The 16,440-nt window shown below is 64.5% G+C and carries 22 protein-coding genes; 10 read left to right on the top strand and 12 right to left on the bottom strand.

Going from position 1 to position 16,440, the window contains the following annotated elements:
* Nucleotides 1-15: 15 nt before the first annotated feature.
* Both lgt and ACVWW3_RS25590 read right to left on the bottom strand, forming a co-directional pair.
* Entirely contained in the window at nucleotides 16-858 is an 843-nt protein-coding gene (lgt, locus tag ACVWW3_RS25595; protein ID WP_456648265.1) for a prolipoprotein diacylglyceryl transferase, read from the bottom strand.
* Nucleotides 859-1,068: 210 nt separating this feature from the next.
* Nucleotides 1,069-1,800 carry a dienelactone hydrolase family protein gene (locus ACVWW3_RS25590; RefSeq protein WP_456648266.1) on the bottom strand — a complete coding sequence of 244 codons (732 nt, stop codon included), beginning with the start codon at nucleotides 1,798-1,800 and terminating at the stop codon, nucleotides 1,069-1,071.
* Between the two features lie 167 nt (nucleotides 1,801-1,967).
* On the opposite strand from ACVWW3_RS25590, the gene ACVWW3_RS25585 reads away from it, so the two are divergent.
* From ACVWW3_RS25585 to ychF, 4 genes are all read left to right on the top strand, one after another.
* Nucleotides 1,968-2,219: an accessory factor UbiK family protein gene (locus ACVWW3_RS25585; RefSeq protein WP_456648267.1), complete on the top strand. Its 252-nt coding sequence runs from the start codon at nucleotides 1,968-1,970 to the stop codon at nucleotides 2,217-2,219.
* 222 nt (nucleotides 2,220-2,441) lie between these two features.
* Nucleotides 2,442-3,161 carry a 50S ribosomal protein L25/general stress protein Ctc gene (locus ACVWW3_RS25580; RefSeq protein ID WP_456648268.1) on the top strand — a complete coding sequence of 240 codons (720 nt, stop codon included), beginning with the start codon at nucleotides 2,442-2,444 and terminating at the stop codon, nucleotides 3,159-3,161.
* Between the two features lie 58 nt (nucleotides 3,162-3,219).
* Entirely contained in the window at nucleotides 3,220-3,825 is a 606-nt protein-coding gene (gene pth, locus ACVWW3_RS25575) for an aminoacyl-tRNA hydrolase (protein ID WP_247353017.1), read from the top strand.
* A 5-nt stretch (nucleotides 3,826-3,830) separates the two neighbouring features.
* On the top strand, nucleotides 3,831-4,928 hold the full coding sequence (gene ychF, locus ACVWW3_RS25570) for a redox-regulated ATPase YchF (RefSeq protein ID WP_247353018.1): 1,098 nt from the start codon (nucleotides 3,831-3,833) through the stop codon (nucleotides 4,926-4,928).
* A gap of 150 nt (nucleotides 4,929-5,078) precedes the next feature.
* Here ychF and ACVWW3_RS25565 read toward each other — a convergent pair whose 3' ends face one another.
* Nucleotides 5,079-5,375, bottom strand: coding sequence for a DUF4282 domain-containing protein (locus tag ACVWW3_RS25565; protein ID WP_211381495.1), 297 nt, complete (start codon nucleotides 5,373-5,375; stop codon nucleotides 5,079-5,081).
* 157 nt (nucleotides 5,376-5,532) lie between these two features.
* On the opposite strand from ACVWW3_RS25565, the gene ACVWW3_RS25560 reads away from it, so the two are divergent.
* The 3 genes from ACVWW3_RS25560 (at nucleotide 5,533) to ACVWW3_RS25550 (ending at nucleotide 6,813) form a co-directional block, all read left to right on the top strand.
* Nucleotides 5,533-5,985 carry a MaoC family dehydratase gene (locus ACVWW3_RS25560; RefSeq protein ID WP_456648269.1) on the top strand — a complete coding sequence of 151 codons (453 nt, stop codon included), beginning with the start codon at nucleotides 5,533-5,535 and terminating at the stop codon, nucleotides 5,983-5,985.
* Nucleotides 5,985-6,467 carry a MaoC family dehydratase gene (locus ACVWW3_RS25555; protein WP_456648270.1) on the top strand — a complete coding sequence of 161 codons (483 nt, stop codon included), beginning with the start codon at nucleotides 5,985-5,987 and terminating at the stop codon, nucleotides 6,465-6,467. The genes ACVWW3_RS25560 and ACVWW3_RS25555 overlap by 1 nt, the downstream gene beginning before the upstream one ends.
* Nucleotides 6,468-6,666: 199 nt before the next feature.
* A complete protein-coding gene (locus tag ACVWW3_RS25550; RefSeq protein WP_015688514.1) occupies nucleotides 6,667-6,813 on the top strand; it encodes a hypothetical protein in 147 nt (48 codons plus the stop codon).
* 40 nt (nucleotides 6,814-6,853) lie between these two features.
* Here ACVWW3_RS25550 and ACVWW3_RS25545 read toward each other — a convergent pair whose 3' ends face one another.
* From ACVWW3_RS25545 to ACVWW3_RS25525, 5 genes are all read right to left on the bottom strand, one after another.
* Nucleotides 6,854-6,991: a hypothetical protein gene (locus ACVWW3_RS25545; RefSeq protein WP_187437467.1), complete on the bottom strand. Its 138-nt coding sequence runs from the start codon at nucleotides 6,989-6,991 to the stop codon at nucleotides 6,854-6,856.
* A 288-nt stretch (nucleotides 6,992-7,279) separates the two neighbouring features.
* Entirely contained in the window at nucleotides 7,280-7,702 is a 423-nt protein-coding gene (locus ACVWW3_RS25540; RefSeq protein ID WP_007596788.1) for a hypothetical protein, read from the bottom strand.
* Between the two features lie 193 nt (nucleotides 7,703-7,895).
* Nucleotides 7,896-8,801 (bottom strand): hypothetical protein, encoded by a 906-nt coding sequence (locus tag ACVWW3_RS25535; RefSeq protein ID WP_456648271.1) that lies wholly within the window; start codon nucleotides 8,799-8,801, stop codon nucleotides 7,896-7,898.
* Nucleotides 8,802-9,016: 215 nt separating this feature from the next.
* Nucleotides 9,017-9,457, bottom strand: coding sequence for a nuclear transport factor 2 family protein (locus tag ACVWW3_RS25530; RefSeq protein ID WP_354107035.1), 441 nt, complete (start codon nucleotides 9,455-9,457; stop codon nucleotides 9,017-9,019).
* Nucleotides 9,458-9,671: 214 nt separating this feature from the next.
* A complete protein-coding gene (locus ACVWW3_RS25525; protein WP_456648272.1) occupies nucleotides 9,672-10,124 on the bottom strand; it encodes a nuclear transport factor 2 family protein in 453 nt (150 codons plus the stop codon).
* Between the two features lie 303 nt (nucleotides 10,125-10,427).
* Between ACVWW3_RS25525 and ACVWW3_RS25520 the strand changes: the two genes are divergently transcribed.
* From ACVWW3_RS25520 to ACVWW3_RS25510, 3 genes are all read left to right on the top strand, one after another.
* The gene (locus ACVWW3_RS25520; RefSeq protein ID WP_456648273.1) at nucleotides 10,428-10,670 is read left to right on the top strand and encodes a hypothetical protein; all 243 of its coding nucleotides are present in this window, start codon (nucleotides 10,428-10,430) and stop codon (nucleotides 10,668-10,670) included.
* A gap of 169 nt (nucleotides 10,671-10,839) precedes the next feature.
* On the top strand, nucleotides 10,840-11,190 hold the full coding sequence (locus ACVWW3_RS25515; RefSeq protein WP_456648274.1) for a hypothetical protein: 351 nt from the start codon (nucleotides 10,840-10,842) through the stop codon (nucleotides 11,188-11,190).
* 60 nt (nucleotides 11,191-11,250) lie between these two features.
* A complete protein-coding gene (locus ACVWW3_RS25510) occupies nucleotides 11,251-11,598 on the top strand; it encodes a hypothetical protein (RefSeq protein WP_456648275.1) in 348 nt (115 codons plus the stop codon).
* 95 nt (nucleotides 11,599-11,693) lie between these two features.
* Here ACVWW3_RS25510 and uvrB read toward each other — a convergent pair whose 3' ends face one another.
* The 4 genes from uvrB to ACVWW3_RS25490 all read right to left on the bottom strand — a co-directional run bounded on the left by uvrB (nucleotide 11,694) and on the right by ACVWW3_RS25490 (nucleotide 16,322).
* Nucleotides 11,694-14,684 carry an excinuclease ABC subunit UvrB gene (uvrB, locus tag ACVWW3_RS25505; RefSeq protein ID WP_456648276.1) on the bottom strand — a complete coding sequence of 997 codons (2,991 nt, stop codon included), beginning with the start codon at nucleotides 14,682-14,684 and terminating at the stop codon, nucleotides 11,694-11,696.
* Nucleotides 14,685-14,778: 94 nt separating this feature from the next.
* Nucleotides 14,779-15,006, bottom strand: a complete 228-nt coding sequence (locus ACVWW3_RS25500) for a hypothetical protein (protein WP_247447888.1) — start codon at nucleotides 15,004-15,006, stop codon at nucleotides 14,779-14,781.
* Between the two features lie 57 nt (nucleotides 15,007-15,063).
* Nucleotides 15,064-15,291, bottom strand: coding sequence for a hypothetical protein (locus ACVWW3_RS25495; RefSeq protein ID WP_247320737.1), 228 nt, complete (start codon nucleotides 15,289-15,291; stop codon nucleotides 15,064-15,066).
* A gap of 113 nt (nucleotides 15,292-15,404) precedes the next feature.
* Nucleotides 15,405-16,322, bottom strand: a complete 918-nt coding sequence (locus ACVWW3_RS25490; protein ID WP_456672173.1) for a LysR substrate-binding domain-containing protein — start codon at nucleotides 16,320-16,322, stop codon at nucleotides 15,405-15,407.
* Nucleotides 16,323-16,440 lie beyond the last annotated feature (118 nt).

The following is a 16,440-nucleotide window of genomic DNA, read 5'->3' as shown; positions in this document are numbered from 1 at the left end:
TCTTCTCAAAACGAATTAACGAATAGCCCCTGCGGGCTCGGGCGCACCGCGCCTGATAGCCAATACAATAAGTATGCCGCCGACAATAAGCATCGGGATCGACAACAGCATGCCCATGGTTAATCCGCCCCAGAGGTAACCGAGCTGGACGTCCGGTTCGCGGAAATGCTCGCCGATGATCCGGGTCAGGCCGTAGATCAGGATGAAGCTGCCGAGAATGAGCCCCGGCCGCTTCAAGGCGCCGCGGCGGATCATCACGGCGAGGACGATGAAGAGCAGGAGGCCCTCCATGCCCGCTTCGTAAAGTTGGCTCGGATGGCGCGGCACGTCACCCCCGGTCGGAAAGATCATGGCCCAGGGCAGGCTCGGGTCGGCGGGGCGGCCCCACAGCTCGCCATTGATGAAGTTCGTCAACCGCACCAGGAAAATCCCGACCGGCGCAACGCCGCAGGTGATGTCGCCGAGCGACAGGATCGAGATGCCGTTCTTCCAGGCGAACCACATCACCGCCACGACGCATCCGAGGAAGCCGCCATGGAAGGCCATGCCGCCTTCCCACAATTTGAAGATGGCAGCCGGATGTTCGACGAAGAAGGGCAGGTTGTAAAACAGGACATAACCGGTGCGGCCACCGAGAATGATGCCGAGCGTCACCCACAAGATGAAATCGTCGATCTGCGGCAGACTGATCGGCGAGGTGCCGGCCCATAGCCTGTCGTTCTTGATCAGTGCACGTGCATAGAGCCAACCGAAGGTGATCCCGCAGATATAGCCAAGCGCGTACCAGCGGATCGCGAACGGTCCGATCTCGATCGCGATCGGACTGAACGATGGAAAGTCGATGAGCAGAAAGGGCATCGCGCCTTGCTTCTACAGAGTGAAGGGCAAGCAGCGGCCCCGTTGGAGCTGCGCCCCCTCTCCCGCTTGCGGGAGAGGGTTGGGGTGAGGGTGTTTCCGCGTTCGAGATAATCTCCGTGTGGAGAGAACCCCCACCCGGCGCTTCGCGCCGACCTCCCCCGCAAGCGGGAGAGGTGCACCGAGCTCGCGGATAGATCGATCCATCCCGTTCTACACGAGATTGCGGCGATAGAGCGCCAGCAGACGCTCCCAATGCCGCTCGGCGGCGTCGCGGTCATAGACCGGACGCTTGGGGAAGGCGAAGCCGTGATGGGTGCCCGGATAGATCTCGACCTCGGCTTTGGCGCCGCTCATGCCCTGCTTCACCTTCTCGATGATCTCGGCAGGCGCGTAGATGTCGGTCTCGGCGCAGGCGAAGTACAGCTCGGCTTTGGTCTTGGCTGCCGCGAGATGCGGGCTGTCGTCCTGGTCGGTTGCGAGCTGCGTGCCGTAGACCGAGGCGGCGGCCTTGACGCAATCGGGGAAATGCGTGGCGGCGTTGACGGCGTAGCGGCCGCTCATGCAGTAGCCGACGGTGCCGATCAGCTTGGTGTTAGCGGCCGCCTGGCCCTCGGCATAGGTCAGCAGCGCGCGCGTGTCGTCCATGATCATGGGGATCGTGAGCGATCCCATCAGCGCGAACATGCGCTTGCGCTCCGGCGCGTTCGGATCGGCCGGCAACGCGCCGAGCTCCATCACGCCGGAGCGGTAATAGAGGTTCGGCAGCATCACGTAATAGCCCGATGTCGCGAGCCGGCGCGCCATGTCGCGCAGCTCTTCGCGGATCGCCGGCGCGTCCATGTAGAACAGGATGACCGGAAACGGCCCGCCGCGTTCGGGATGGCTGATGAAGGTTGCGGTGTGACCGTCCTTGGTGGGGATCGCGATCTGCTGGTCGATCATCTCGAGCGCCTTTGTGATTCTTCTTATGCAGCGACGTTGAATACGATTGCAAGGAAACCGGGGCATGACAAGGATACCGCCGCTCGGCCCTTGAACCGGGCCAAACGGATTGCCATTGTCTCCCGGCGCGTTCGCGCAGAGTTATCGAAGGCCGCCAGGAGACCGACATGACCCAGACCAACAACCGGTTTTTCGACGAGATCGGCCGGCTGATGAACGATGCCGCCGGTGCCGCCCAGGGCGTCAAGCGCGAGGTCGACACCGTGTTGCGCACCCAGGCCGAAAAATTCCTGCGCGACATGGACCTGGTCAAGCGCGAGGAGTTCGAGGCGGTCAAGGACATGGCCCGGCTCGCCCGCGAAGAGAACGAGGCCCTGAAGGCCCGCATCGTGGCGCTGGAAACCAAGCTCGGCGGCTAAGGCGCCAACCGGGAACGAACCGCGGCATGAAGTTCCCGGGTTTCGCCGCTCCATCCGGTCTATCCGGTCCTCACCGGCGGCCCATTCTCCTTGTCATTTCCGCATCTTCCGGGTAAAAGCCCGCCACGTCCGCGGCCCCCGCACCCCTGGAGGCTTGCTGCGGCGTATGCCATGGGCCGCCTTGCGGCCCATTAACTTTTGCAAAAACAAGGACTTAACGTTATGGCGACCGTCAAGGAATTGAAGGCGACCGCACGTCCGAAGAGCGGCAAGGGGGCCGCCCGGGCTGAGCGTCGCGCCGGGAGAGTGCCCGGAGTGATCTATGGCAACAACCAGCCCCCGCTGACGATCTCGATCGAAGATCGCGAACTGCGCACGCGCATTCTTGCCGGCCGGTTCCTGACCACGCTGGTCGACATCGACCTCGAAGGCAACAAGCACCGCGTGATTCCGCGCGACTACCACCTCGATCCGGTCAAGGACTTCCCGATCCACGTCGACTTCATGCGGCTCGGCGAAGGCGCCACCATCCGCATCAGCGTTCCCTTGCACGTGGTGAAGGCTGAAGGTTCGCCCGGCGTGAAGCGCGGCGGCGCCGTGAACATCGTTGCGCATGCGATCGAGCTCGAGTGCGGTGTGGAGAACATCCCGCAGTTCATCGAGGTTGATGTCGGTTCGCTCGAAATCGGCCACTCGCTGCATCTCTCCGACGTCAAACTGCCGGCCGGTGTGAAGGCGCTGACCTCGGAGGACGCGACCCTTGTGACCATCGTGCCGCCGTCCGGCTACGCCGAAGAGCAGAAGGCTGCGGCTGCTGCTCCGGCTGCGGGTGCTGCTGCTCCGGCGGCCGGTGCTGCCGCTCCTGCTGCGGGTGCTGCTCCGGCAGCGGCTGCCAAAGCTCCCGCTGCCAAGGCTCCCGCCGGCGGCGACAAGAAGAAGTAATCTCTCAAAGCCGGCGCGCGGTCTCTGACCGCGCGCCGAGCGAGGGGCGCGCCGCGTCATGCGACTCTTTGTTGGGCTCGGCAATCCCGGCCCGAAATTCGCACGTAACCGGCACAATGTCGGCTTCATGGCCGTCGACGAGATCGCGCGGCGTCACGGTTTCGCGCCTTGGCGCCGCAGGTTTCAAGGCGAGACCTCGGAAGGCACGCTCGGTACTGAGCGCGTGATCCTGCTCAAGCCGGCGACTTACATGAACGATTCCGGCCGCAGCGTTCAGGAAGCGGCAAGCTTCTTCAAGATCGCACCGGGCGACGTCACCGTATTCCATGACGAGCTCGAACTGCCGCCGGGCAAGGTGCGGGTGAAGGTCGGCGGCGGCATCGCCGGCCACAACGGCCTGCGCTCGATCTCGGCGCATATCGGCAACGAGTACCGCCGGGTGCGGCTCGGCATCGGTCATCCCGGCGTCAAGGAACTGGTGCACGGCCACGTGCTGTCGGACTTCGCCAAGGCCGACAACGACTGGGTGGCGACGCTCTGCGACGCGGTGGCCGAGCACGCGGCACTGGTTGCCAAAGGCACGGACGCGACCTTCGCCAACAGGGTGCATCTCGCCATGCAGGCGAAGGGATTTTTGACCAAGGACGACAACGGCAAGGAATAACGCTCGTGGGATTTAAATGCGGGATCGTCGGATTGCCCAATGTCGGCAAATCGACCTTGTTCAATGCGCTGACCGAGACGGCCGCGGCGCAGGCGGCGAACTATCCGTTCTGCACGATCGAGCCGAATGTCGGCGAGGTCGCGGTGCCGGATCCGCGGCTCGACAAGCTGTCGGCGATCGCCAAATCGGCGCAGATCATCCCGACCCGGCTGACCTTCGTTGACATCGCCGGCCTCGTGCGCGGTGCGTCCAAGGGTGAAGGCCTCGGCAATCAATTCCTGGCCACCATCCGCGAGGTCGACGCCGTCGCGCATGTCGTGCGCTGCTTTGAAGACTCCGACATCACCCATGTCGAAGGCAAGATCGCCCCGCTCGCCGACATCGAGACCATCGAGACCGAGCTGATGCTCGCCGATCTCGACAGCCTCGAGAAGCGCGTCGACAATCTCTCCAAGAAGGCCAAGGGCAACGACAAGGACGCCAAGGAGCAGCTCGACCTCGTCAATCGCACGCTGGTGCTGCTGCGCGAGGGCAAGCCCGCGCGCCTCGTTGAGCGCAAGGCGGAGGAGGAGCGCGCTTTCGGGATGCTCGGCCTGCTGTCGTCCAAGCCTGTGCTCTACGTTTGCAACGTCGAGGAAGGCTCGGCCGCGACCGGCAATTCGTTCTCGAAGGCGGTGCAGGAGCAGGCTGCCAAGGAAGGCGCCATTGCCGTCGTCATCTCGGCAAAAATCGAATCCGAGGTTGCCACCATTTCACGTGACGAACGCGCCGACTTCCTGGAGACGCTGGGTCTCGAAGAGGCCGGCCTCGATCGCCTGATCCGCGCCGGCTATACGCTGCTCGACCTCATCACCTATTTCACGGTGGGCCCGAAGGAAGCGCGCGCCTGGACCATCTATCGCGGCACCAAGGCGCCGGGTGCGGCCGGTGTGATCCACACCGACTTCGAGAAGGGTTTTATTCGCGCCGAGACCATTGCGTATGAGGACTATGTCGCGCTCAACGGCGAAGCCGGTGCCCGCGATGCCGGCAAGCTGCGCCTCGAAGGCAAGGAATACGTCGTCGCGGACGGCGACGTGATGCATTTCAGGTTTAATACGTAAGATTCTGGAGTTCGTGCCCCGGACGCAGCGCAGCGCTTCTTCAGCGGAACGCTGCAGAGCGGGGGCCCAGGAGTCTTGATTGGAGATGCATGGGTCCCGGCTCTGCGTCGCGTCATTTCATGCCGCGCCGCGTCCGGGAACACGGAAGCCCTACCGCAATCCGCCGCCCTGGTCCCGGATCGCGCCGAGATGCTCGTTGATGCGGAAGATGATCAGGATCAGCTCCGCGACGATGCGCGAGAACACGATGCCGACGACGACGCTCGCGATCGACGACAGCAGCATCAGGAAACCGCCGAACGGGCTGATCGCCATCATCGCGAGGCCGGAGAAGATGCCGGAGAGGCCGAACAGGCAGATCAGCGCGATCACCAGCCAGTAAAAGGTCTTGATGATCGTCGGCGTGATAAAGCGGTCCCACTGAAACAGGTCGCTGAATGAAAACATCTCTTTCCCCCGGGCGAATCGCGCCCCCGCCGCGTCAATTGACCAAAAGGCGGGTCCGGCCCGACTCGTCGAATGTAGCACGAGCCATGCGGGCCGGCGGGTTGAGATTGCCGCAAAGTGCGGCCACAATCTGTCATTCCCTCAAAGCTTTCCCAAGATGACCCTGACCTTCGAAGATTTTCCGCCCGGCCGGTTCGGAACATTCGGCCCGCGCCATGTCACCCGCGACGAGATCCTGGCTTTCGCCGCCGAGTTCGATCCGCAGCCGATGCACCTCGATGAGGACGCGGCGAGCAAGAGCATGCTGCGCGGCTTGTCCGGCTCGGGCTGGCACCTCTGTTCGCTGATGATGCGAATGATGGCCGACGGCTTTATCACCCGCGTCGCCTCGCTGGGTTCGCCCGGCGTGGACGAGGTGCGTTGGCTGTCGCCGCTGAGACCCGGCGACGACCTCATGCTCGACGTCGACGTGCTGGAAGCGCGTACCTCCAGGAGCCGCTCCGAGCTCGGCATCGTCAAGTTCAAATGCACCGTGCGTAACGCGGCGCGGCAGGCGCTGTGTGAGATGACCTCGCCGATCCTGATCAAGCGGCGCGAAGGGGCGGTTTGATGCGGTTCTTCGAGGACATCGAGATCGGCCATCGTCGCGAGATCGGCGCCTACAATTTCACGGCGGACTCCATCAAGGCGTTCGCCGCGAAGTTCGATCCCCAACGTTTTCACCTCGACGAGGAGGAGGGCAAGAACTCGCTGTTCGGCGGGCTCGCGGCCTCGGGCTGGCATGTCGGCTCGGCCTGTATGAGCCTGCTTGTCGCGGACGGCCAGCGTTTGGCGCGTGAGGCCGCTTCGCGCGGCGAGGAGATCGCGGTGTGGGGTCCGTCGCCGGGCTTTCGCGATCTGCGCTGGATCCGGCCGGTGCTCGCCGGTGACACCGTTGCCTACGCCAACGTCGTCATCGACAAGCGCAGCTCGGCCTCGCGTCCCGGCTGGGGCATCTTGACCGCCCGCACCACCGGCACCAACCAGCGCGGCGAGGAAGTCTACGCCATCACCGCGAGCGCCTTCGTGCCGATGCGCGTGCCGGGCGGTTAGATTCGTTCCAGGATGAACGGCGAAAACAGCGTGCGAGTGTTGCCCCCGCGCTATGGACGCGATTCCAGGTGGCTGCCATAAGCCTGCGCAACATGGTTTTCCCGCGAAGCAGTTGGCGGAACCATCGAGTTGCTAACCAATTATGAACCTGTCGCTGTCTATTTGATCGATCTGGGCAGAGTACAGGGGACAGAGGACCATGGCAGACCGCGGCGCACTCAAGCTGGTCGGATTCATCTTTGCTACCGCGACGCTGGCCGTGATGCTGGTCGCCGGCATGGTGGTGAAGGGCTATGCCGATGGCGGCTACACCCTGGAAGCCTCGAGCGTCGACGCGAGCCGTTAAGAGTTCGTTAACTCCGCGGGCCGCAACGCGGCCTCCGCTTTCAGCGGCTATAGACGAACGCCAATATGGCGATCGCAACCGCCAGCAATCCGACAAAACGCAGCATGATCGTGCCGAACTGGTTCGGCGCCGGCCGCAGCGGTATCGGGTCCGTGTTGTCGGGCCGAATGCTTTCCATGAAATTTCCCCGGCCCGGCCGCAGGGTGCGGGCGCTCGGCATTGGTCGCCAGGGAGAGGTGGAAAGTTCAAATCGGGGAACTGGTCTCGTGTCCCGGACGCGCCGCAGCGCTCTTGCGTTGCTGCGCAGAGCCGGGACCCATCGCGACGCGCGCTCCGTATTGGTATGGGCCCCGGCTCTGCGGCGCGTCACTGCGTGCCGCGCCGCGTCCGGGGCACGAGACCCCACGAATCAAAACCGCCACGTCCCTTTCGGAACGCGGCGGCTGGTGATGCGTGATGCCAGCGATCAGCTGTTGCGCAGGCCGTCGGCGGCGCGCTTCCACTGCGAGACGTTGTCGGCGATCATGCGGGTCGACTTCATCGCGGCTTGGCTGAGCTGAGCGTAGCCGGAGATCTCGCGCTGGACGCGCTGGCCTTCGGCGTGGAGCAGGTCGCGCAAGCTCTCGAGCTCGGAGATCAAATTCTCGATCTCGGCGAGCGAGGTGCCGGCGACGCGCTGGATCAGCGAATTGACGTTGGTGACGGTGGCCTCCGCGCTCGGATCGAGCGGCGGCGCGTCCGTGGCGGTCGCTGCGGGACGGCGCAGATAGGCGATGTCGTTGCGGACGAAGTCACGGATGCCGGCTTCGACTTCCGTCACTGCGGCGAGGTTGGTGTCGATGGTCTCGGTCTCGGTGGTTTCGGTCTTTTCCGGACGCATGGCGTTCATCGTTATTCCCCTGTTCGCGTTGAGCGCAGCGCGAGTGTCCCCCGCACGACGACGTCGGTCAGTGGACTAGGGCGTCGGATTTTGGCGGCAACTTGGCCGAGGTGCGGCAAGGGTGGTCCATTCGGGGGTTTTGCCGTGGCGTATGGTTACGAGAGTCTGAACGCCGCTCGCGGGGAGGGATCCGGGCGCTCAGCTACCAGCTCTTCTTGAAACCCGCCGTCAGGCTCTTGTTGATCGCCCCTTGCGAGGTCTCGCCGACCGAGCCGGAGACGGTGACGTTGTCGAACAGCTTTTGCTCGGCGCCGACCTTGCGCAGCCATTTGTCGTCGGTGGTCGACAGCGACTGGCCCGCGGTGATGCTGGTGCCGGTGTCGATGATGGTGACCTTGGCCGACTGGTCGGTCTCGTAATTGCGCGTGATGTGGCCGCCGACGCCGGGGAGCGCGGTGGTGCCCTGCTGGTTGACGCTGTAGCCGTTCTGGAGTGTCAGCGACGTGTCGTTCGACAGCGGCACCGACTTGGTCAGCGACGCTCCGAGCTTGCTCTGTTCGGCGCCGGGGTCGACGCGGGCTTCCACCGCGGTCTTGTCCCAGATCGCGCCCGCGCCCGGCGCGGTCGCGGCCGCCCAGGCGCTGCCGGATGACTGAGGGACGCTGCCGCCATTGGTGGCCTTCTGTGCCAGGAGCTCGGACATCGTCCGCGGCTCGTTCGTCACCGTCATGTCGGCGCCGATACGGGCGTCCCAGAACGAGGATACCGACTGCTTCACCGTCACCGCCGAGGAGCCGTTGGCGTTGGCGTTCGTCGCCCAGTTCAGCCCGTCCTTGGCGGCGGCCTGCGCGCGCTTCTTGGCGGCAATGATGTCGTTGAGCGTGCCGGCGTCGATCGCGAGCTGGCCCCAGTCGAGCTTGTCGATGTCGATACTGCGGAGCACGTCGGGGTCGTTGACGTCGGGGGCCTCCGCCGCCTCGGCGTCCTCGTCGGGCACTGCGGCCGTGAGCGGAATGATCTGCGCCGAAACCGTCAGCACCGATCCCAAAATGAACGCGGCCGCCAGCACCGGCAGCCTGGTCCAGCCAAAACCCGTCGCGAATTCCATCGTCCTGCCCGTCAGCCCAGTTCACGCTGAGAATGCGGAACCATCGTTGCGAAATTGTGGCGGTTCCATCAACCGCGAACCAACGGGCCGCGCAAAAGGCGCGCGCCCGATGACGAGCTTCTCCACGATTGCATCCGGGCGGGGCTGGAGGCCAGGACGTGTCGCGGGGAGCATCAGCCATCGGTCCCGAACAGCGGGGCCCGTTGGTGTCCCTTTCAGCCGACGCTGGTCATCTTCGGCAGATGAATGGCGCGGCCGAGTGCCTGCTCGACCAAATCAAACGTGTCGATCAGCACGCGCATGCTGGTGAGCTTGCCCGCCCTGAATTGCGCGAACTGCGCGACCCGCAAGCTGATCGGCTTGCTGGAATCCAGCGCGGTCAGCGAATAGCGCAGCATCGACGCCGCGGAATCGACGCCGAGCATGATGCTCTCGCGGTCGAAGCGGCGGACCTGGAAATTGTCGGCGAGCTGGCGGATGACCTCGAGCACGGCGTCCTTGCCCTGGCGTGCGCCGAGGAACGGAAACATGTCGATCGGGCCGTACAGCGCCCATTCGACGTCCTCGTCGATCAGGGCCTCGATGTCCTCGAAATGCCGGTCGTTGATCGCGCGGTGTAACGCACGCGAGAAACGCCAGAGACTGTGCTCTGTCATTTTGGGCAGTCCTGAAGCTGGCTTGCGAAAAACAAAAAACCACCCCAAGCACACAGGAAAGATGCCGCGGGGTCGCCCTACTCATTTGTATACGAACAAAATACGCCATTTCGGCCAAAACGCAATTCACGTTTTCGCAATGCACAATTGATCCCGGTTTGTGGGATTTGCAGTAGACCCCGTAGTTTACCGGTCCGGCCGGTCGGAGAGAGAACTACGCCCTGTCCACCCGCTCGCCCACGATCAGCGGGCCGATCTCACGTTCCAGCACCTGCTGCACCAGGTCGAAGGAATCGATGATCTCCCGGATCTGCGCCACCTGGCCGTTGCGGAAAGTGTAGAACACGGCCATGTCGACCTGAATGATGCGGTCGTTGCTGCGCTTCCTGAAGAATACGCGCAGATAGGCGGCGACCGTGTCGCCTTCGGCGACGATCTGCGGCACCTCGTAGCGGATCTCGGCGTATCGCTCCTGCACGGTGCGCCAGAATTCGCCAAGTTCCTTCTTGCCATGGCAGGGACCCATGTGCGGCAGCACGTCGATTGGCGCGTGGGTGAGGAAGTCGACGTCGTCGGTGCAGCACGACAGCGCGGCCTGGAGGTCGCTGCCGGCGATGGCATCGAGCAGATGCAGCACGCGCTGCCGATTGAGCTTCTCGACTGTCATTCCGCCCGTCCCTCATTGGCCGTGTGGAGTTTGCGCGCAAAGCTAACGCGCGGCCTCGGACACCGGCAATCCGCAACACCACAGGGATGTTGCAGATGATATGACGCGCAAGCGCAATGCCAGGTTCATGGCTGCAATTTAGGGGTTGAGCGGCCTGGCGCCTGCACAAGTTCATACCGCGTTCGGCTGCATGGCGCGCGAAGCCTTGTACGAACGCACAACACCATGAGGCCTCACGCTTATGGAACCGCGACGCGCCCGCGCTCGTTGAAAGGCCGACACCGCATCCGGAGACATCGATCCATGAAATCGCTCGCAGCCATCGCCGCCGCACTTCTCATGCTGGGAGCGACCTCTGCCGCCGATGCCAAAGGCTGCATCAAGGGCGCCGTCGTCGGTGGCGTCGCCGGCCATTATGCCGGCCATCACGGCGTCCTCGGCGCTGCCGCCGGCTGCCTCTACGGCCGCCACCACGCGAAAGAGCAGCAAGAGCAGGAGAGGCAGCGGCCGCGGCAGAGCCAGGTGAACGGGCAGGGCAAGCTGTAGTCCTGTCATTTAGAGACGGCGACCCCGCCGCCGCATCGGCGGTCCACTCCCTCGCCCTGCTTGCGGGGCGAGGCGGAAAGCACCGTCCGCCGAACCAGCGTGACCCGTCTCACATCATGCCTCACACAGCGCAGCTAACGTCCTCCCCATGTCATCAGGAAGACGTGCCATGGCGGCCCTCGCCACCGTCAGAAAGTCCAGCCTGCACAACGCGCTCGAAGGCCTCGCGCTGACCGCGACGCTGCAGAGCTTCCCGACCTTCGCCGCCGCCGCCTTCCTGCTCAAGCTGGTCGGCAACCACGACCTCGTCGGCGATCCCGGCGTCGCCATCTTCGTCGCCATCGCCTCGCTCGCCCATGCACTGCTTGCGGTGACCCTGGGGCCGAGCTTCCCGGCCTTGTTCAAGACCATCTATGTTCAAGACCATCTACGAGCCAAAGTCCTTCGAGGCCCATTTGTCGCTCGCCGACAAGATCACCGCGTGGCGCACCCAGCCCGGTCGCCTCGCTCCAGCTCATGACCATCGTGCTGCTGCTGTCGGTGATGGCGGTAGTGACGGCGAGCGTGGGGTGATCGCATCATGCCCTTCATCACCGCGTCGAAATCCGGCTCGCTCAACTGGCTCGAAGGCTTTGCGCTCACCACAATCCTACAGGGCTTCCCGATCTTCGCCGCCGCTTCACTGATGATGAAGCTGCTAGGAGACTACCGCGGCAGCAGTCCCGTGCTCACCATCGCGTTGGCGTCGGTCTTCTACAGCATCTTCGCCGTCTCGGTCGGCTCGGCATTCCCGAGGCACTTCAAGAACGGCTATGAAGCGCAGTTCTTCGACGCCGGCCTGTCATTCTCCGAAAAAATTGCCCGCTGGCGCGCAAAGCCACGACGTCGGTGCAACTGGTGGCGTCAGTGCTGCTGCTGTCGCTGCTGACGACGATCGCGGGGTGAGGGGGCGTTGTCCTCATTCTAGGGCGCCGGCGAGCCTGGAATCTATAATCACGTGCGGTGCCGGCGGCTCTACGCTCCCTACCTCTTCTTCCACCCACCTCTATGCCCCGGCGCCCCTCCGCTCGAGCGCGGCGATGGCCCGAATTCCGGCCCCGACTGCTTCGAGTCCGTCGGCTGGATGATGCGGCTCTCGCCACCGAACGGCTTTGACGGCGGCGCGCGGTCTGCGCGGTAGGGCAGCGATTCCGGGCCGTGCATCTCGTCGAGATGCGGCTTGTGCACCTTCGAGCCGCTGCCGCCGCCGCTCGCCTTCAGCGCGGAGCTCACGGTCTTTTTCTTCATGGCGCTGACGGGCAGGTTTGCGGCGTCGCCGTATTTCTTCGCTCCCGCATAAGCACCGGCCTTGCCCTGCACCGTGCGCTGCTTGACGGTGGGGTCGTCGACCACGGCGAGCTCGGTGGCGCGCAGGCGCTTGACCTCGTCGCGCAGGCGCGCGGCTTCCTCGAAGTTCAGATCGGCGGCGGCCTCGCGCATCCTTGTTTCCAAATCGCCGAGCACGGCTTCGAAATTGTGGCCGATCGAGATGATGTCGTCGGTCATGTCGTGACCGCCGACCTCGACCAGCACGTGATCGCGCTCGTAGACGCTGTTCATGATGTCGCCGATCGACTTCTTGACGCTCTCCGGCGTGATGCCGTGGGCGGTGTTGTACTCGGCCTGCTTTTCGCGGCGCCGGTTGGTTTCCGCGATGGCGCGTTCCATCGACCCCGTCATCTGGTCGGCGTAGAGGATCACCTTGCCGTCGACGTTGCGCGCGGCGCGGCCGATGGTTTGAACCAGCGAGGTCTCGCTGCGCAAGAAGCCTTCCTTGTCGGCATCCAAAATCGCGACCAGCGCGCATTCGGGAATGTCGAGGCCTTCGCGGAGCAGGTTGATGCCGACCAGCGCGTCGAACGCGCCGAGGCGCAAATCGCGGATGATCTCGATGCGTTCGATGGTGTCGATGTCCGAGTGCATGTAGCGCACGCGAATGCCCTGCTCGTGCAGATATTCGGTGAGATCCTCCGCCATGCGTTTTGTGAGAACCGTGATCAGCGAGCGATAGCCGGCCAGCGCGGTGGCGCGGACCTCGCCGACGAGGTCGTCAACCTGGGTGCGGGCCGGACGAATATTAACCGGAGGATCAATAAGTCCGGTCGGGCGGATCACCTGCTCGACGAACACGCCGCCGCTCTCGTTCAACTCCCAGCCGCTCGGCGTCGCCGACACCGCGACCGTCTGCGGCCGCATCATGTCCCACTCCTCGAAGCGCAGCGGGCGGTTGTCCATGCACGACGGCAAACGGAAGCCATATTCGGCCAGCGTCGCCTTGCGGCGGAAGTCGCCGCGGAACATGCCGCCGATTTGCGGCACGGTGACGTGGCTCTCGTCGGCGAACACCAGTGCGTTGTCGGGGACGTATTCAAACAGCGTCGGCGGCGGCTCGCCGGGCAGGCGCCCGGTGAGATAGCGCGAATAATTCTCGATGCCGGCACAGCTTCCGGTCGCCTCCATCATCTCGATGTCGAAGGTGGTGCGCTGCTCCAGCCGCTGTGCTTCCAGCAGGCGGCCCTGGTCATGAAGCTGGTCGAGCCGCATCTTCAATTCGGATTTGATCGACTTGATCGCCTGCACCAGCGTCGGGCGCGGCGTCACATAATGCGAATTGGCGTAGATCTTGATGAATTCGAGCTCGTCCTGCTTGTGGCCGGTGAGCGGGTCGAATTCCTCGATGTTCTCGACGGTGTCGCCGAACAGGTTCACGCGCCAGGCACGGTCCTCATAGTGGGCCGGAAAAATGTCGATGACATCGCCGCGCACGCGAAAGGTGCCGCGGGTAAAATCGGCCTGGGTGCGCTTGTATTGGAGGGCGACGAGGTCGGCGATGAGCTGGCGCTGGTCGATGCGCTCGCCCTTCTTCAGCGCAAACGTCATTGCGGTGTAGGTCTCGACCGAGCCGATACCGTAGATGCAGGACACCGACGCGACGATGATGACGTCGTCGCGTTCGAGCAGCGCGCGTGTCGCGGAGTGGCGCATGCGGTCGATCTGCTCGTTGATCGACGAATCCTTCTCGATATAGGTGTCGGTCCGCGGCACATAGGCCTCGGGCTGGTAGTAGTCGTAATAGCTGACGAAATACTCGACCGCATTGTCGGGGAAGAAGCTCTTGAACTCGCCATAGAGCTGGGCGGCGAGCGTTTTGTTCGGTGCCAGGATGATGGCGGGCCGTTGCGTCTTCTCGATCACCTGCGCCATGGTGTAGGTCTTGCCCGAGCCGGTGACGCCGAGCAGCACCTGGGTGCGGTCGTGGCGCTGGATGCCTTCGACCAGCTCGGCGATCGCGGTCGGCTGGTCGCCGCGCGGCTCATAGTGGGACTTGAGCTCGAAGCGCACGCCGCCTTCGGACTTTTCCGGGCGGGGTGGCCGATGCGGCGTCCACACCTGCGTCGAACCGTCGTCCTTGCGGAACTCCGGCCGGCCATCGCGGATCAGCGCGTCCAGCGCATCCGCCGTTGCCTTGACGCCGAGCGCCTCCATCTTGCTGCGCGGCGGACGCGCCAGCGCTTCGGCATCGTCCTCTTCAGTCGGAAGTCCAAGCTGACGGGCCAGTTCCGGATCGAGCGTCGGGATCGTGGCCGCGGTTCCGTAATTGGCTTGCGGTGCCTCGTCGAAGCCGGCGTCGCGGGCCCCCGGCGGCTGCGGATTCGGCCGCAGCGGCATCGGCCTGGCATGAGTCCTGGCCGTATCCTGCGGAAACTCTCTCGGGGTCGACGCCCGTGCCCGATGCGCGGCGGCCTCGCCGCCGGAGCGGCGGTCGCGCGAATTGTCCGGCGGCGGCTGGAGCCCGGTACCCGACCCAAGCCCGGCATCGCCGCGATTGATCGCGGGATTGAGCAGATCGGCCAGCGCCGGCCCGATCGGCTGCACGTCAGGACGTGACGCCTTGGAATTTGGCGCCTTCGAGTTGGGGGCCTTGGCCTTGGGGGATTTGCCGGATTTATCGGAGGATGCAGGTTTCTTCGCCATGCACCGAATATGGGGCGAGTCCGCCTCGCAATAAAGAGCGAATGCCCGTCCTGGGTCAGCATGCTGACAGCAGGTTGGCAGCAGGCCGGAAAGATTACGCCGCCGGCACCGGCCCCTCGTCCCCGGCTGCCCGGCGCGGTTCGAGGATGTCGAGATGGATGCCGCCGCAATCGGTGCAGCGCATGGTCCAATACTCGCATCCGGCGCGGCCGCTGATCACGCGGAGCACCGTGAGATCGCCGTCGCATTCCGGGCAGCTGCACAACACATTGCGGGCGTAAATCCTCGGCCGCGGCGTGTCTTCGAATTCGATGACTGACATGAACCGGTCCCCCCTTTACCCTGCGCCGTCCCTGGGTTCGCTTGCAGTCCCGCTCGCTTATTCGTCGTCGCTGTCGTCGGCCCGTCGGCGGAAGCGATCGATGTGATGCTTGGCATCGGCAATCGCGGCGTCGGGATCGGGCCAGGCGAAGCCGACTTCCATGGCCGGAAACAGCACCCCGTCGATGGCAACCGGGCTGAAATCGGCGCGCCTGATCCGGGCGTGCCACAGCCCCTTGCCAGCTTCGAAGGATTCGATGTCAAAGCCGTCGTAGATGGTCGTCATTGTAGTCCCCAAAATGTCCCGCTTGAGCGTCTTGTTGAAGGGTCAGGGGACCACGTTTGCGGATTCCGGGATGTGAAGCCGTTCACAAGCGCCGGGCTTTTTTGGCAGCCAGCCTAGTTCCGCTCCGAGCTGCGGCCGGTTCGCCGGACGCGACGGGCGGCAGGTTCCGACGCCGCGCGCATGATCCAGCGGCGGAAGGCGGCAAAGTCGCGCTGCTCGGTCTGGAAGCTGCGGTAGAGCAGGTACCAGCGCATGCCCTTGGGCACCGAGAGGTCGAATGGTGCCACCAGCCGGCCGGCGGCGAGATCGTCGTCGATATAGGGCCGGATGCCCATCGCGATGCCGAGCCCGTCGGCAGCGGCCTGGAGTGCCTGGCCGTAGAACTGGAACTCCGGGCCGCGCGCGTTGATCCTTGTAAGGCCTGAGGCCTTCAGCCAGATCGGCCAGTCCTCGGGCGAATGCTCGACGCGAATCAGGCTGGGGCCTTTGAGGTCCGCCGGCCGCTTCAGGCTGGAAGCGAGCCGGGGCACGCAGACCGGCGTGAGGTCGCCGGCAAACAGCGGCTCGGCCACCAGCCCCGGCCAGTCGCCGGTGCCGAGCTTGATGCCGCAGCTCCAGTCCTCGCCGAACGGCACCGACGCGCCGCCGGTGGTAAAGCGCACCTCGATGTCGGGCTCTTCGTTGCGAAACTCCGACAGGCGCGGGATCAGCCAGCGCATCGCAAAGGTATGGCCGACGCCGATGGTGAGCACGCGGACGCCCGAGGGTGCCGTCACCTGGGCGGTGAGGCTTGCGAGCGCATCGAAGATCGGCGTCAGCCCGCTCTGATAGGCGCGGCCTGCCTGCGTGAGGAGCAGCTTGTTGGCCTTGCGCTCGAACAGCGCGACGCCGAGCCGTTCTTCCAGGATGTGCACCATGCGGCTGACCGCGGCGGCCGATACACTCAGCTCGAGGCCGGCCGCGGCAAAGCTGCCGGCCCGTGCCGCGGCTTCGAATGCCTTGATGCCGTTGAGAAACAGCAAGCGCCGCAATGACCGACCCTCAGGAAAGCTGATGCCAGGCCAAGATAACTCAGTTTGCGCGCCGGAGGCAAGCGCGGCACGTTCTCCTTCGCTTCTCCACCCGTGCGGGGAGATAGCCAACAGGAGA

It is taken from the genome of Bradyrhizobium sp. LM2.9 (genome assembly GCF_054056555.1).
Note: the sequence above shows the minus strand (reverse complement) of the source record. Positions and strands in the feature narration are given on the sequence as shown.

Bases quoted from the DNA above. Each gene is read 5' to 3' on its own strand.
- lgt (WP_456648265.1), bottom strand. From the start codon at position 858: ATGCCCTTTCTGCTCATCGACTTTCCATCGTTCAGTCCGATCGCGATC.
- ACVWW3_RS25535 (WP_456648271.1), bottom strand. From the start codon at position 8,801: ATGGAATTCGCGACGGGTTTTGGCTGGACCAGGCTGCCGGTGCTGGCG.
- ACVWW3_RS25550 (WP_015688514.1), top strand. From the start codon at position 6,667: ATGGCAGACCGCGGCGCACTCAAGCTGGTCGGATTCATCTTTGCTACC.
- pth (WP_247353017.1), top strand. From the start codon at position 3,220: ATGCGACTCTTTGTTGGGCTCGGCAATCCCGGCCCGAAATTCGCACGT.
- ACVWW3_RS25515 (WP_456648274.1), top strand. From the start codon at position 10,840: ATGGCGGCCCTCGCCACCGTCAGAAAGTCCAGCCTGCACAACGCGCTC.
- ACVWW3_RS25545 (WP_187437467.1), bottom strand. From the start codon at position 6,991: ATGGAAAGCATTCGGCCCGACAACACGGACCCGATACCGCTGCGGCCG.
- ACVWW3_RS25510 (WP_456648275.1), top strand. From the start codon at position 11,251: ATGCCCTTCATCACCGCGTCGAAATCCGGCTCGCTCAACTGGCTCGAA.
- ACVWW3_RS25590 (WP_456648266.1), bottom strand. From the start codon at position 1,800: ATGATCGACCAGCAGATCGCGATCCCCACCAAGGACGGTCACACCGCA.
- ACVWW3_RS25520 (WP_456648273.1), top strand. From the start codon at position 10,428: ATGAAATCGCTCGCAGCCATCGCCGCCGCACTTCTCATGCTGGGAGCG.
- ACVWW3_RS25495 (WP_247320737.1), bottom strand. From the start codon at position 15,291: ATGACGACCATCTACGACGGCTTTGACATCGAATCCTTCGAAGCTGGC.
- ACVWW3_RS25525 (WP_456648272.1), bottom strand. From the start codon at position 10,124: ATGACAGTCGAGAAGCTCAATCGGCAGCGCGTGCTGCATCTGCTCGAT.
- ACVWW3_RS25585 (WP_456648267.1), top strand. From the start codon at position 1,968: ATGACCCAGACCAACAACCGGTTTTTCGACGAGATCGGCCGGCTGATG.
- ACVWW3_RS25580 (WP_456648268.1), top strand. From the start codon at position 2,442: ATGGCGACCGTCAAGGAATTGAAGGCGACCGCACGTCCGAAGAGCGGC.
- ACVWW3_RS25560 (WP_456648269.1), top strand. From the start codon at position 5,533: ATGACCCTGACCTTCGAAGATTTTCCGCCCGGCCGGTTCGGAACATTC.
- ACVWW3_RS25555 (WP_456648270.1), top strand. From the start codon at position 5,985: ATGCGGTTCTTCGAGGACATCGAGATCGGCCATCGTCGCGAGATCGGC.
- ACVWW3_RS25500 (WP_247447888.1), bottom strand. From the start codon at position 15,006: ATGTCAGTCATCGAATTCGAAGACACGCCGCGGCCGAGGATTTACGCC.
- uvrB (WP_456648276.1), bottom strand. From the start codon at position 14,684: ATGGCGAAGAAACCTGCATCCTCCGATAAATCCGGCAAATCCCCCAAG.
- ACVWW3_RS25540 (WP_007596788.1), bottom strand. From the start codon at position 7,702: ATGAACGCCATGCGTCCGGAAAAGACCGAAACCACCGAGACCGAGACC.
- ACVWW3_RS25565 (WP_211381495.1), bottom strand. From the start codon at position 5,375: ATGTTTTCATTCAGCGACCTGTTTCAGTGGGACCGCTTTATCACGCCG.
- ACVWW3_RS25530 (WP_354107035.1), bottom strand. From the start codon at position 9,457: ATGACAGAGCACAGTCTCTGGCGTTTCTCGCGTGCGTTACACCGCGCG.